Annotated in this window: 10 protein-coding genes; 2 read left to right on the top strand and 8 right to left on the bottom strand. The window is 51.9% G+C overall.

From position 1 onward, the window contains the following. Positions 1-138: 138 nt before the first annotated feature. The 8 genes from C7382_RS08910 to C7382_RS08875 form a co-directional block, all read right to left on the bottom strand. Positions 139-2,661, bottom strand: a complete 2,523-nt coding sequence (locus tag C7382_RS08910; protein ID WP_116679936.1) for a thiol protease/hemagglutinin PrtT — start codon at positions 2,659-2,661, stop codon at positions 139-141. Positions 2,662-3,000: 339 nt separating this feature from the next. Beyond that, a complete protein-coding gene (locus C7382_RS08905; protein WP_116679935.1) occupies positions 3,001-3,954 on the bottom strand; it encodes a D-2-hydroxyacid dehydrogenase in 954 nt (317 codons plus the stop codon). Positions 3,955-4,128: 174 nt separating this feature from the next. Further along, positions 4,129-6,681 carry an adenosylcobalamin-dependent ribonucleoside-diphosphate reductase gene (locus C7382_RS08900; RefSeq protein ID WP_116679934.1) on the bottom strand — a complete coding sequence of 851 codons (2,553 nt, stop codon included), beginning with the start codon at positions 6,679-6,681 and terminating at the stop codon, positions 4,129-4,131. Positions 6,682-6,975: 294 nt separating this feature from the next. Further along, positions 6,976-8,346 carry an exodeoxyribonuclease VII large subunit gene (gene xseA, locus C7382_RS08895; RefSeq protein ID WP_116679933.1) on the bottom strand — a complete coding sequence of 457 codons (1,371 nt, stop codon included), beginning with the start codon at positions 8,344-8,346 and terminating at the stop codon, positions 6,976-6,978. 35 nt (positions 8,347-8,381) lie between these two features. Beyond that, positions 8,382-8,849, bottom strand: coding sequence for an Lrp/AsnC family transcriptional regulator (locus C7382_RS08890; protein ID WP_116679932.1), 468 nt, complete (start codon positions 8,847-8,849; stop codon positions 8,382-8,384). 354 nt (positions 8,850-9,203) lie between these two features. Continuing rightward, positions 9,204-11,258, bottom strand: a complete 2,055-nt coding sequence (gene porE, locus C7382_RS08885) for a PorE family type IX secretion system protein (protein WP_116679949.1) — start codon at positions 11,256-11,258, stop codon at positions 9,204-9,206. A 34-nt stretch (positions 11,259-11,292) separates the two neighbouring features. Continuing rightward, a complete protein-coding gene (locus tag C7382_RS08880; protein ID WP_116679931.1) occupies positions 11,293-11,886 on the bottom strand; it encodes a 7-carboxy-7-deazaguanine synthase QueE in 594 nt (197 codons plus the stop codon). An 18-nt stretch (positions 11,887-11,904) separates the two neighbouring features. Next, a complete protein-coding gene (locus C7382_RS08875) occupies positions 11,905-12,324 on the bottom strand; it encodes a 6-pyruvoyl trahydropterin synthase family protein (RefSeq protein ID WP_116679930.1) in 420 nt (139 codons plus the stop codon). A 130-nt stretch (positions 12,325-12,454) separates the two neighbouring features. Between C7382_RS08875 and C7382_RS10020 the strand changes: the two genes are divergently transcribed. Together C7382_RS10020 and C7382_RS08865 are read left to right on the top strand one after the other, a co-directional pair. Continuing rightward, positions 12,455-12,745 carry a hypothetical protein gene (locus C7382_RS10020; protein WP_133241545.1) on the top strand — a complete coding sequence of 97 codons (291 nt, stop codon included), beginning with the start codon at positions 12,455-12,457 and terminating at the stop codon, positions 12,743-12,745. Positions 12,746-12,772: 27 nt separating this feature from the next. Then, positions 12,773-15,088, top strand: a complete 2,316-nt coding sequence (locus C7382_RS08865) for a GH92 family glycosyl hydrolase (protein ID WP_116679928.1) — start codon at positions 12,773-12,775, stop codon at positions 15,086-15,088. Positions 15,089-15,232 lie beyond the last annotated feature (144 nt).

Genomic DNA, 15,232 nt, shown 5'->3' with positions numbered 1-15,232 from the left:
AGATTCGGACTCAGTCATATGTATCCTTTTCTAACGCAATCCAAGAGAAGGGACTGAGCCGAAACAGAAGTTTCAACTCAGCCCCTTTTTAGTTGGCAAGCGACGTAGCAAGGCCACGCCCTGCTGACCATAAACCGCTTAGTGAGCGATGATGAGCTTACCGGTATAATCATCGATGCGGATGATGTAAGTGCCGCTCGGCAGGTGAGATAGCTTGATCCGTCCTGTGCCTGCTGTAAGCGTAGTCTTAGCTACGATGCGTCCTGCCTGATCGAAGAGCACTACCGATGCATCGCCTGCTGCAGGTGCCGAAATGGTGGCATAGTCCTGTGCAGGATTGGGGAAAACACTCACATGAGCTGTCTCGACAGTTTCGACGGCTGTTGTGTTAACTATTTTTACCCGATAGCTCAGATTGCCGGTGATATAGTTTTGGATGCTATTCCCCACGACAGGCAGAATACGGACGCTATAGAGACCATCAGGGACATTTATATAGTGCTCCAAAACGGGCGTATAGACGAATGAATCGCCTTGCCCAAGGTACATATTCTTAAAGCCCAAGTTGTAGGTGGAGGAGCCGTCTGTGGCTTGGAGTCGCACGCCGAAACGTCCATCAAAAGGTAGTCCCACATTCTTCACTATGAAGGGAGGCAGCTCATAGCTCTGTCCCAGAAGCAGTAGCGTTGTCTCGGTCTGTTCGTGGTTTACTTGGAGAAGCGGATGGGTGTAAACGGTGGGCTGTTGTACAGTGACATTACCGATCTTTTGCCAATTGTAGTCTGACTCTTTAGCGGAGTATTTGTACCAAAGCACATAGGTGCCTACTTCGGCGGGGACGATACCCGTGGAGAAATTCAGCGTGTAGTCATTGCTGTGGGCGGGTGCTTCGGCCATGCTCCATCCAATAGAGATGATCTGATCGTTGGTGCCGGAAATACCGAAGGCAACAGGTGTGCGTATTTCGTCTGCAGTGGTGTTTTGGAATTTAGCTGTGATCGTGCTATGCTCAAAAGCATTGAGATTGGCTACTACACTATTGGGCACGAGGGTCAGTTCGCCACTATGTTCGAAGGTCGTTACCTCCACGTTGTTGGGGTTAGAGGTATTTACGAGGATGGAGCTTTCGAATCCACCCTGCATATGACATAGTTCCTTCCACTCGGTTGAACCCTCGCGGCGGTAGAGGAGTGTAATGGTGTGAGGACCGATGGCAAACTGATCTTTTGAGATAGAGAAGTAGATGTTTTCATAATCTCCAAAGCCAAACCAGCGCAGCGTGTGTGTGGTTTTGTTTACTTCGGATACTGATCCGTCAGGTTTCTGCAGGCGGTAGCCAATATCGAGGCGAGAGCTTGTCTCGCCTAAATTGTAAGCGGTGTATTCCACCTCCAGACCGTAGTTATCATACTCTGCATTCAGTTTGTCGAAAGTTAGATCAGTGAGTGCATCCGTACCGGCTTGGTCGGGCGTATAGGCCGGCTCTACGCCCGTGAGTATCTCCTGATATATTGTGAAGCCAATGCCCTGTCCGCCGATTCCAAGCGAGGTGGGAGAGAGGAGAGAGAGGCGATAATAACCATTGGAAACACCACCCCAACCCCAGTTGAAGTGGAACGTACCGTCGGCAGCATAACCGTCGCAGACAAAGGCATGTCCCACGCTTTGGTTATTGCCCGCATAGTAGACAGGGCGATTAGCCGCGATCTCGCGTCGGACCATGTCTTGCCACTGCTGTGCCGTGTAAAGGAAGCGCACATGTTGCTTCACAGACTTCTTGTAGCGAAAGTGGTCGCGCAGGGCATCGACAACGTAAACACTGTAAGTGCCACTGCCGTTCTCATAGAAACTCATATTTACCGATGCACTCACATCGCGCATGAATGTGGCATATGCATTCACCTGTTCGGCAGGAACATTTTGCAGATTAGGGTTACCGGGCATATTATCCCACTCATAGGTATCGCCGAAGGTGCCTGACCATTGTCCTACGAGGGAACCAGCATAGTAGTCGAACGAACCCTCTGCAGTGTTTGGCCAGCGATGGTAGCGCATGATTTGTGCAATGGCAGTAGCTACACATCCCGTATAGCCGTGCTGACCATTCGGTAGCATTGGTTCCTTCTCATTCCATGGATAAGCCTGATTCCAACGTATGGGATCCGAAGCAAAGGCCCCATTGTCCATAAGTGGTAGAATATCTGCAGGTACACCATCGGTGCGTAATGCATCAGAACTTGCCTCAGCCTTGCCTGATAGGATGAGTGCAATCTCCTCCTCATATATTTGTAGCCAGGTACGTAAGTTGTCTGGCATCTTTTCCATGGAGAATCTTCCCACGGGCGAATAGGCCAAAACGGCGGGGAGTTTGTCGTCAGCAGCGATGAGGACATAACCATCATTCGCACCGCGGTGAGCTACGTAAAAGTAGGCAGGGGCATTGTTGTCTTCTGTCATTGTGCCGCGCTTGGCATCACCGGCATGATACACCTGATCAATTGTGATCTTTTGCGTCACAACGTCTGCTCCATTCCGAAGTGGATACTGCTGCAATAGACTGCGAGCAATGGCGACGGCCTGCTCCTTACTCACCGGTGCGGCGAGCCCTGTCATGGTAAAGCTGAAGAGCAGTACCATAACGATCAGTAGATTCTTTTTCATTAGCGTTATTATGTTTTGCGTGGTTGTATCGTTCATGAATGCTTTGCGTAATTACATGACTACAGCATTGACAAAGGAGCCCTCGCAAAGTAAAAACAAATTGGCCGTATTTTGCTGTTTTTTCGCTCATGACACAAGAAATATATATAGTGTGTAGGGAGAACGAATGATAGACTGAATAAGGGGTAGAGTTTATAGAAAGCAAAGAGAGATGCACCAAAATCTAATTTTGACACACCTTCTATCTAATCCTATTCTGACTTAGTTACTACTGCTCTATTGTAAGCCTTTTTGCCGAATGATTAAAGGTCGTTTCTTTTTACAGGCAAACATAATGGATTATACTACGTTGATTGGGTGGCCGGATAGAAATGCGCGGAGATTGTCCATGACTGTCTGAGTAAGACGGCGCTTAGCAGCTGCTGTGTTCCAACCCATGTGAGGCGTCAGGTGACAATTGGAGAGAGCGAGCAGAGGATTATCGGGGCGTACCGGCTCTTGCGACAGGACATCCAGCCCTGCGGCATAGAGCCTGCCCTTACTCAAGGCGGAAGCCAAAGCAACTTCGTCGATAAGTCCGCCACGCGACATATTGAGGAGAATGGCAGAGGGTTTCATCATGGCGAGGCGCTCAGCCGATACTATTCCGGTTGTTTCCTGTGTGAGAGGGCAGTGTAGTGAGAGGACATCGGCTCTGGAGAAGAGTTCTTCCAAGCTGTCTGTTTTCTCTATATAAAAAGGTAGTTCCGTTTCTGATTTGGAAGTATAGGCTAGCACTTTCATGCCAAATCCCTGTGCAATTGCTGCCACACGCGAGCCGATGGCTCCGAGTCCTACGATGGAGAGTGTGAGGCCATAGAGTTCTATCTGATGAGTATTGCGGGCGATGCGTGCATAGTCGTCATGCCAGAGCCCCTCCTTCACCTGCTGGGACAGGGGGGCAATCGGCATGGCGATGTGCAAAAGGTGGGCGATAGTCATTTGAGCTACAGCCTCTGTGCTGTAGTGGGGTACGTTGGTGACGGTGATGCCGCGTCGGTGGGCGGCTTCCATATCAATGAGATTTAGCCCCGTAATCATTAGCCCGATGCAACGTAGGCGAGGCATCTGTTCCATATCGGCATCGGTGACAGGAGTTTTGTTGATGAGTAATACTTCGGCATCGGCAGCACGTGCAGCCAGTTCGGGTGGATGGGTACGATCATAAAATATACATTCGCCCAAGGTTTCAATGCCGCTCCAGTCGAGATCGCCGGGCAAGGCGGCGTAGCTATCGGCAATTACGATCTTCATTCTTTTGCTGCTCTATCGGTTGTTTGGTAGTAGAATGGTTTATGGCCTGATTTTGTTCGCTTGACTCCTTGGCAAATAGCTACGTCCCCAATGAAAAAAGGCCATGCCATAATTTGCATTATGACACGGCCTTCAACAGTTATAGAAACTAATTGTACGAAGATTGGACGTGGATTATCCGCACTTAGATGCTCCGCAGCTGGTGCAGATGAGGCAACCTTCCTGATAGATCAGCGTCTCTTGTCCGCAGCTGGGGCAGGTCTGGCCCGAAGCGGAAATACCGTTGGGCAGATAGCGCTTGAGGGCACGTTCGACACCATTCTTCCATGTATTGATGGATTCGTCGTTGAGTGACATCCCTTGTACCAGGTGTACTACCTGCTCAATAGGCATACCATAGCGCAAGACTCCGGATATGAGCTTGGCGTAGTTCCAATACTCAGGATTGAACTTGCTGTCTAAGCCCTCAATAGTCACTTTAAATCCTTTCTTATTGCAGAACTGAAAATCATAGTGTCGATTGCCATTCTCATCTTGATTCTTGATGATCTTGCCTTGCGTAACGCTCTTCGGCACCATGATACCCTCGTCGTCATCTGCAATACCAGTGAAAATCTCATACGGACGGCCATCTTTGAGTCCTACGAAAGCAATCCACTTCTCGCGATTGTTTTGGAAACGAACGACTTCTGCTTCCAGTTCACGAGGACGAGAGATGAGCTGATGGGGCAGGGTGGTCTGGAGGGTTGCCGGTTCGTCTTTCTTGTCTTTCTTCTTGGGCTTGTCAGTGATGAGTACGCCGCTTCGCGATCCGTCACGGTAAACAGTACAGCCTTTGCAACCGTTCTTCCATGCTTCGATGTAGAGCGTATTGACCAGTTCTTCACTAACGTCTGAGGGCAGATTGATGGTAACGCTGATAGAATGATCCACCCACTGCTGGATGCGTCCTTGCATCTTCACCTTAGCCACCCAGTCCACATCGTTGGCCGTGGCCTTGTAGTAGGGAGAGCGGGCAACGAGGTCATCGATCTCTTCATTCGTGTATTTGCGATCGGGGTCGTATCCGTTTGTGCGCATCCAGGTGACAAAGTTGTGGTGATAGACAACGAATTCCTCGAAGCTGTCGCCCACCTCGTCCACGTAATCGATCTGTACGTTCTTGTCACTGGGATTCACTTTGCGACGACGCTTGTACACGGGCATGAATACGGGTTCGATACCGGAGGAAGTTTGCGTCATCAAACTGGTAGAACCGGTGGGAGCAATGGTGAGACAAGCGATATTGCGTCGTCCGTACTGCTTCATCTCCTCATAGAGCCAAGGATCAGCTTCTCGGATACGAGCGATGAAAGGATTGTTCTCTTCGCGTTGTGCATCGTATATCTCGAACGCGCCACGCTCCTTGGCCATCGTCACCGAGCTGCCGTAAGCTGCCAAGGCAAGTGTCTTCTGTACTTCTTCTGCAAATGTGATGGCTTCATCCGATCCGTATCGCAATCCCATGGCTGCGAGCATATCCCCTTCAGCCGTGATACCAACACCTGTACGACGTCCCGCAAGGGTCTTGTTGCGGATCTTGTGCCAGAGGGTCCGCTCCGAATGCTTCACTTCTTCTCCTTCGGGATCGCTGTCGATCTTGGAGAGGATGAGCTCAATCTTTTCAGCTTCGAGGTCGATGATGTCGTCCATGATGCGCTGGGCCAAGGCCACATGTCGGCGGAAGAGATCGAAGTCGAAAGAGGCTTCGGCGGTGAAAGGATTCTTGACGTAAGAGTAAAGGTTGATGGCCAAGAGTCGGCAGCTGTCGTAGGGACAGAGGGGGATCTCGCCACAAGGGTTGGTGGAGACTGTGCGGAATCCTAAGTCGGCATAGCAATCGGGCACCGATTCGCGAATGATCGTATCCCAGAACAGAACACCCGGTTCGGCCGATTTCCATGCGTTGTGGATGATTTTGCTCCACAGGTCGCGAGCTACAATCTCTTTTTCCCATTTGGGCTCTTTGGAATCAATGGGATACTGTTGTTTGTAGGGTTTGTCCTCAACGACGGCACGCATGAATTCGTCGTCAATCTTCACCGATACGTTGGCACCCGTTACTTTGCCCTCTGTCATCTTGGCATCGATAAAGGACTCAGAGTCGGGATGCTTGATAGATACAGACAGCATGAGGGCTCCGCGTCGTCCGTCCTGTGCTACTTCGCGCGTACTATTAGAATAACGCTCCATGAAAGGAACAAGACCAGTAGAGGAGAGGGCTGAGTTCTTCACAGGCGATCCTTTGGGACGGATGTGAGAGAGGTCGTGTCCCACACCTCCGCGACGCTTCATGAGCTGTACCTGCTCTTCGTCAATGCGGATGATGGCGCCATAAGAGTCGGCATCGCCATCCAAACCGACAACGAAACAGTTAGAGAGTGAGGCTATCTGGAAGTCGTTTCCGATACCTGTCATCGGACTGCCTTGAGGCACGATGTAACGGAAATGATCGAATAGAGCGAGTAGCTCTTTTTCGGACAAGGGATTAGGATACTTCTTTTCGATTCTGGCTATTTCGCCGGCTATGCGCTTGTGCATATCCTCGGGGCTCTTCTCGTAAATATTGCCCTGTGCATCTTTGAGTGCATATTTCATCACCCACACTTTTGCGGCAAGCTCATCGCCGTCAAAGTAGGCAAGAGAGGCTTTGTAGGCCTCGTCATAGGTGTACGTTTTGCGTGACATAAGTAATTGGTAAATGATTCTTTCTTAGCGTCTGCAAGTTTATGAAGTATATCTTAATTGCGCAAGAAAAAATCATTCGTTGTTGATAAGTTTTCCAAAAATAATCTCTAATACGCTGTTTTGTAGCGTATTATGATTTTTGAAAAATCGAAAAGTTTTCCAAAAAGTATAGCGATGTTATAGATTTGCAGTGTAATCCGAAAGAAAAGATGGGGAAACTGATGGAGTGAATGGCCGGATAATGAGCCGGAAGAGAGGGCCAGTGCTCGTGTAAGCACCTGAAACGAGTGCAACTTATTTGGACTCTGTTACGACAGTCGTAACGGATCCGTCAGCAAATCGTGTGACAAGCTTGTCGCCGTAGGAGAGTTCAGCCTCGGATCGGACAGCTTTGCCATTTTTGAGAACGATGGCGAAGCCGCGACGAAGTGTGGCGTTAGGATGCAGTAGTCGAATGGCTTGTTCGCTCGCCTCCAGCTGGCGATTGTAGCGCTTCATATTGACAGCTGCGACGAGAGGGAGGCGGGAAGTCAGACGTTCCAAGCTCGCAGTGCACTGTTTTAGTTCGCCCTGCATCAGTGCCGGAAGCTTTTGAGTAGTGATTCGCAGTTGTTGGAGGCCGTAGGTGGTTTGTTGCTTGGCGGCGAGTTTGAGTCGATCCTCCACAGCTTTTATTCGATGTTGCTCGCCGCGTACCGATGCGCTGAGCACAGATGGGGTGCGAAGTGACAACTGCATGAGTTGCTCATGATTGTACATCATCATCAGTCGTAGGGCATCTGCTGCACGACTGCGCAGCGCATCTATCTGCTTCCATTCTTCGCGATGGCTCGCCACGAGGCAGTCGGCAACGGCAGTAGGCGTCTTGAGTGAACGATAGGCAACCAGATCGGTCACCGTTTCGTCTCGGTCGTGACCGATCCCGGTGAATATGGGAAGGGGAAAACTGGCGCAAGCACGACCGATGGCTAATGAATCGAAGGCTGCCAATTCGCTCTCGGAGCCGCCGCCACGTATGATAACTACTACGTCGAAGAGTTCCTTGTGCAGCTCGATGCGTTCGAGGGCGGCCAGCACCGACGATTCGGTCTGGTCTCCTTGCATAACGGCTTGAAAGAGTACGGGATAGAAACGGAAGTTCTCTTCGGAATGCTCCAGATGAGCGATGAAGTCCCCATAGCCCGCGGCTGTGCCTGATGATATGACGGCAATGCGCCTAATGGGGCGGGGAAGGGTGAGGGAGCGATTGCGATCGTAGAGGCCGCTCTTGCGCAGCTCTTCGATAATCTCCTTGCGCTTGCGAGCCATCGCCCCCATCGTATAAGAAGGGTCTATGTCGAGAATGCGCAGGCTGAAGCCATATTGTTCGTGGTATGTGACAGCTACCATGACCAGCACACTCATGCCGGAGTCGAAGGCTGCGCCTGTCTCCTGTCGGAATCGTAGCGAGAGAGTGTTATAATCGGAAGCCCAAATGATGGCTTTCATTCGGGCAGTCACACGCGATCCGGCAGCGTCTTTGTCCAGCAGCTCCAGATAGCAATGCCCCGATGTGCCCACGCGCACGCCGATCGTCTCCGCACTTACCCAATAGCGGCCGGGGAATCCGCTCTCAATGCAGTTCCGCAGGGCGGCAGCCAGTTGGGTAAGTGTGTAAGAAGGCATTTAGTGTCGGTGATGTCGGGCGAAGGGCGAGCTGCTTATTGCTCTCCTTCGGGTATTCTGATGCCCCGATTGAATCCTTCGGCTAAGGATATGAGTGTCTCGGTGGAGACGATGCCCGGAATCTCCTGAATCGTTGAGTTCAGAATGTCCATCAGGTGATCATTGTCAACGGCGAAAAGCTTGATCAGGAGAGAGTAGGGCCCCGTCGTGTAATGGCATTCCACGATCTCGGGAATATTGCTTAGATGGGGCAATACATCCTTGTACATGGAGCCTTTTTCGAGTCTTACACCTATATAGGTGCAGGTCCTGAAGCCTAATGTTTTGGGGTTGATGTTGTAACCTGACCCTGTGATGACACCCATTTCGATCATCCTTTGCACACGTTGGTGGACGGCAGCGCGGGAAACTCCGCACTCTTCGGCCACATCTTTGAAAGGCAAACGGGCATTGTTGGAGATGATGCCCAGGATTCGCCTGTCGAGCTTATCTAACTTATCCATAAATGATTTTGACTAAGACTGACACAAAGGTATAAAAAAGCATAGTTTTCTGCCTTTCTGCTCCGGATAACTGCACAAAAGATTGGCAAGACCTATAAAATATGTGTTCGATATAAAGATTCATGTGAGGGTGCGTGGTGGCGAAATGGCACTCCCTCCCCTTGACTGTGCCGTACGATGTCGGGGTATTCGGACTGCACCGTAGAGGTCCTCTGGCTGCACCTTACGGGATACGGCGGTACGTTGTAGGGCGCAGGCCGGCTTTTTCCGAATAATGAGGTCAGAAAAAAGTCTGCACTGTGGCTTTTTTGCTACGGGCAGCCTCTCGAATGATGTCGAAAAGTGGTGATTCGTTTAGCGGATAGGCGGACTATCGGCCGAGGGAGTCGGCTCTTCGCTTTCGTCGAGAACGCGGAATTCGGTTCGGCGATTGAGTTGGTCACAGACGGCTTGCTGCTCGGGCGTGAGTTGGGCGACGAAGTCTTCCGTCAGTACGTCGCCCTCGTGGAGGAAGTCGTACCGCTCGGCTATCTTGGCCGTTATCTCCTTGGGCGTGGACTTGCCGTAGCCCTTCCATGTCAGTCGTTCGGCCGCAATTCCTTCGCTTGTGAGGTAAACGACGACGGCCTGTGCCCGTCGGTCGGAGAGATCGATATTATATGCATCGGGTCCCTTGCGGTCGGCATGCGAACCCAATTCGATTCTGATGTCGGGATTGTCGTTCAGGATGCGCACCAGTTCGTTCAGGCTCGCCTTGCTTTCGGGTCTGAGCGTTGCCTTGTCGAAGTCGTAGAAGATATTCTGCAATCCTTCGGCTTTCTCTCGCGAAGCCAAGAAGAAATCGACATAATACGTCTCGCTCTGTCGGGCCGTATCGGTCTTCAGCTCCACGTACTGATTGAGGTAGCCACGTGCGCCGGCGAGCATCACATAGCGCGTGTCGCCCTGTACGCTCATCTTGTAGAAACCGTCGTCACGAGTCGTCACCTGTCCTTGCCCCACGGGGCCACGTTCGCCTACGATTCGTACCGTGGCTCCGGCTATGGGGTTCTCTTCTCTATCTAATACATAGCCTTGTATCTCGGTGAAGATGGCCGGCAATTCAAAGAGGAACAGATGTGGCCAACCGCGTGCATCGCCGCGAGTGGAACAGAAGACGCCCCGCATGCCGCTTTCGTCCGTTACGGATCCGACCTCATCCTTGCCCTTAGGCTCGATGACGAAGCCGTAGTCGTCCGATGGAGAATTGATGGGCTGTCCCATATTGACCACCGTCCATTGTCCCGTGGAGTCGAGTGTGGCTTTGAATATATCCAGTCCTCCCAACCCGGGATGACCGTCCGATGCGAAGAAGAGCGTGCTATCCCCTTCCATATAAGGGTACATTTCGTTGCCGGGCGTATTGATGGCACTGCCCAGATTCTCGGGCGATCCGTACGAACGATCCGATATTTTGGCGCGATAGATGTCCTTGCCGCCGTATCCGCCACCGATATTGCTGACGAAGTAGAGATAGTCGCCCGAAGCCGACAGGGCGGGATGGCCTGCGAGGCGGAGCGAGTCGCGCATGATGTCCACCAGCGAACCCGTTCCCCAACCGCCTTCGCCGCTACGCGTGGCGGAGTAGATCTGCGCCGTACGATCGTAGTCGGCCCCTTGCTGCGCCACGGTATAATAGATGGTGGAGCCGTCGGGGCTGATCGAGGGCACGCCCTCGTCCCACGGCGTATTGATGCCGCCCGGCACGCTGTCGGGGCGTCCCCAGCGTCCTTGCGCATCGCGCTTGATGATGTAGATGTCGTTGGGCTTGAGTCCCGTGATGCGGCTCTCTTCCAAGGAATCGTCCTTGCTGCGGCTGGAGGTGAAGTAGAGGGCAGAGCCGTCGGGCGTATAGGCCGGACCGAAATCGCCTCGCGCCGAGTTCCAAGCCGTAGCGCGTCGCACTTCGTAGCGGGTGGGGTATTCCTTCTGAGCGACGGCAAAGCGACAGCCCTCCAGCCCCACTGCACCGAAGTAACTATTGGGATAGGCTTCCAAGTATTCGCGATAGAGCGTTTCGGCTTCCTTATAGTTGCCTCCTTGCTGATAGGTCTGTGCCAGACGCAGGAGCACCACCGAATCGGGATAACCGTATCGACGGGCGTTGATATAGCCGCGTAAAGCTTTGGCCTGACGTCCTGAGGCTCGATAGTTCTCGCCTGAGCGAAATGCCGTGTATGCCTTCATTTCCAACTGTGTGCGTCCGGCACGGCGGTAGAGCGTGTTGTACATCTCGGCAGCTTTGGCGTACTCTTGGAGGTCGTGAGCCTTCTCTGCATCCTTGAGCTTCACCGTCTTACAAGCGGCAAAAGCCCCCAAGACGATGCAGGCGAGCAGGAGAAAATGGTGGATTCGGAATGTGGAGTGCATAGGCAATAGTGCAAAAAAGGGAGGGAGCAATAGTCTATGGTATATGGATCAGCTTGTGCATCTGTACGCTGAATCGCCAAGGAGGAGTCGCTTTGACAAAGGCAACGCAACGCTCTACGGCCGCAGGATCGAGCTGCATGGCATCGTCGCCTACAAAAATGGGGCTGACCAGATAATGGCGGGCGGGCGGCAGTGCATCGACAGATGGCGGTAGTGGCGTATCAATGCCGAGGGGGAAACGGAATTCATCTACGCCATCGGGGAAGTTGCGGTCGAGAAGCATTATCGCCTCCGGCTTCGGACTGCAAGAGATGTAGTCGATGCCTTTGGGTAAGGGACGGGTCCCGTTGGTCTCGATAGCCTGATAGTAGCCCAGCTCGTGGAAGTAGGCCGTGATCTCATCGGTCAGTTGGAGCGTGGGCTCACCTCCGGTCCAAATGAGAAAACGAGCAGGGTACTGCCCGATATGCTGTGCTATTGCCCCGGGGCTCATCTCTCTGCCATCGACAAAGTCCGTATCGCAATACGAACAAGCCAGATTGCAGCCTGCCAACCGAACAAAGACGGCAGCGCAGCCGGCATTGGCTCCTTCGCCCTGAAGGCTGTAGAAAATCTCGTTTACGAACATTCTCCTTACACCTATATATTATATGGTATAGGTCGCCGAGCATTTGCGCGTTTCATCCACCTTGCAGGAGACGAGCGTGACGCCTGTACCGGCCAATTGCTTCGGCCCGATGACTTCCGTCAGGTAAACCGCCATGTTCTCCGCCGTAGGGTTGAAAGGAACGACAACCAAGTCGTCGGGCACTGTCTCCCGCAAAGCCGGCAGCAAAGGATCCTGCTCCCAAAGCATCATCTTATGGTCCCAATGATTCTCCAGCCAGAGGCAGAGCAACTGCTTGATCACGCCAAAGTCAACCACGCGCCCTATCTCATCGAGCGAAGGTGCGCTACAGATAAAATGGATGCGATAGTTGTGCCCGTGCAGATGCCTGCACTTATGGTCGTGTCCTACTACGCGGTGACCCATACTTATGTCGTGATAACGTTCGGCTGTAATCATATATTGCTGAGCTAAGTTTCTGCTCATCAAAGGTAATCAAATAATCCCCTACCGTATGGGACACTGACTCCGCCTTGCCTGTCTTGCTATGTCATTATCTTTTTTAACGCTCCGCGGTGCGTTGAGAGTTATGGCGCATACTTCTCAAAATTATGGGGCAAAAACGGTCGAAATATGGCGCCGGTTTTCCTCAACAACTCGCGCCAAAAGTTTTTTGATTTGGCGCATATTTTTTCTTGAAACGGCGCCAAAATCATTTCTTTTTGGCGCGCATTTTCTCGGCAATCCTGGTGTGTTGGAAATTGTAACACTTCTGCATACTTTTTCAGACGAAACGATCTGCTCACTTCATGCCTCATCCTTCTCTGTCTCAATGGTGGGAATAACGTCCACAAAAAAAGAGAAGGATTATCTTTGCTAACGTATGAATCACAGACAATCGCAAACGATGACGCTGCTTCGCTACTGCCTCCTCGCCCTCTCTCTTGGGCTGGTGGCACATGATGCTGCACGAGCGCAAGAGATAAATATCTCGACGAGAAAGCTGACTGATAAGGTCAATCCCTTTATCGGAACCGCCAACTACGGCACGACCAATCCGGGGGCAGTCCTCCCACACGGTCTGATGAGCGTGAGCCCGTTCAACGTGAGCGGATCGACAGAGAACCGTTTCGACAAGGATGCCCGTTGGTGGAGCACACCTTATTCGGCAGACAATGAGTATTGTATTGGCTTCAGTCATGTCAATTTGAGTGGAGTGGGGTGCCCTGAGTTGGGCGGCCTTTTGCTGATGGCTACGACGGGGAAGTTTACACCCGACTATCGACTCTATGGCTCTCCCCTTACACAAGAATATGCCCGTCCAGGCGAATACCGCACCGTACTGGAGCGGTACGGCATCGCAGCAGCCTCGACGGTAACGCTTCGTACCTCGCTCACGGCTTTTACCTTCCCGGCTGGCGAAGGGCACATATTGTTGAATCTGGGGCAGGCACTGAGCAATGAATCCGGTGCAACGCTGCATTTTGTCAACGACTCCACAATGGTGGGCAGCCGGCTGATGGGCTCTTTCTGCTACAATCCGCAGGCTATCTTTCGCCAATACTTTGCCATGCGGGTAAGTCGGCGTCCTCATACGGCCGGATATTGGAAGAAACAACCACCCATGACGGTGGAGGCACAGTGGGACGCAACAGCAGATTCTTATAAGCTATACGATCGCTATCGGCAGGAGATGAGCGGCGATGATGTGGGAGTGCGCTTCTCCTATCGTTGTGAGGAGGGGGAGATCCTATATGTGCAGATGGGGGTATCGTTCGTAAGTGAAGCGAATGCTCTTCAGAATCTGGAAGCCGAGCAAGCCGATCTGCTGAAAGAGAGCAGAGGGGACTATGCGCAGGCCTACACCGCAATGCTCTCCCAAGCTGTGGATACATGGGAAAAGGCTCTCGGCGTGGTGCAGGTGGAAGGTGGTACGCAGAATGAGCAAACAATATTCTACACCGCTCTCTATCATATGCTCATCCATCCCAATATCCTACAAGACTCGAATGGCGAGTATCCGATGATGGGTGGATCGGGCATAGGACGCACGGAGCATGATCGCTATACGGTGTTCTCCTTGTGGGACACGTACCGCAATGTGCATCCGCTGCTCTGTCTGCTCTTTCCCGACAAGCAAGAGCAGATGGTGCGTTCGATGCTTGATATGTATCACGAGGGCGGATGGTTGCCGAGATGGGAGCTATACGGTCAAGAAACGCTGACGATGGAGGGCGATCCTGCCCTTATCGCCATCAACGATACTTGGCAGAGAGGCGTGCGAGGATTCGACACCGATGTCGCTTACGAAGCCATGAAGAAGAGTGCCACGACTGCAGGAGCGGACAATCTCATCCGTCCGGACAATGATGACTATCTGTCCTTGGGGTTTGTCCCTTTACACGAAGCATATGACAACTCAGTGTCGCATGCGTTGGAATACTATTTGGCAGATTGGAATCTATCCGAATTTGCTCGTGCTTTGGGACGACATGAAGATGCAGCACTCTTTCGCAAGCGCTCATTCGGATACAGACACTATTATAATAAGGAGTATGGGATGCTTCGGCCGTTGCTGCCTGACGGCTCGTTCCTCATGCCCTTCGACCCGAAGTTGGGGGAGAACTTCGAGCCTAATCCGGGCTTCCACGAAGGCAGTGCTTACAACTATTCCTTCTTTGTGCCGCATGATGTGGCAGGACTTTCGCGACTGATGGGCGGGCGTAAAGCCTTCGTGGATCGACTGCAACGCATATTCGATGACGGACACTACGACCCCACGAATGAACCGGACATAGCTTATCCTTATCTCTTCTCTTACTTCCCCGATGAGGCATGGCGCACACAAAAGCTCACACGAGAGCTGATAGACCGACACTTCTGCAATGCAGTGGACGGCCTGCCCGGCAACGATGATGCCGGCACGATGAGTGCATGGCTCGTCTATTCGATGTTGGGATTCTATCCCGACTGTCCGGGTAGTCCCTCCTATACGCTTACCTCTCCAGTCTTTCCCAAGGTCACCATCCGATTGGATAGGCGATACTATCCGCAGGGGCAATTAGTCATCACGACAACCTCTCAGAGCGATGCTGCTAAGTGTATCTATATCAAAGATGTACACGTCGGCGGGCGGAAGATTACGCAAGGCCGGCGACGCATCAGTCATGACGAATTAGTCGGTTGTGGGGAACTTCATTTTGATCTGGGTGTACGACCATAGCGATCAAGTCTATGGCTTAAATAGTCGTCCCTTAAAATTCGTTTTAATTTCTGATATTCAGCAAATTAGTTTGCGAATATCTTTGCTAAATCTGCAAGTTTTCTTATCTTCATAGCAGAAAACTTGCAGATTTTATGATTAAAA

The sequence above is a fragment of the Porphyromonas loveana genome (assembly GCF_003096695.1).
Classification (GTDB): Bacteria; Bacteroidota; Bacteroidia; order Bacteroidales; family Porphyromonadaceae; genus Porphyromonas; species Porphyromonas loveana.
This window is presented reverse-complemented; position numbering and strand designations above follow the sequence as displayed.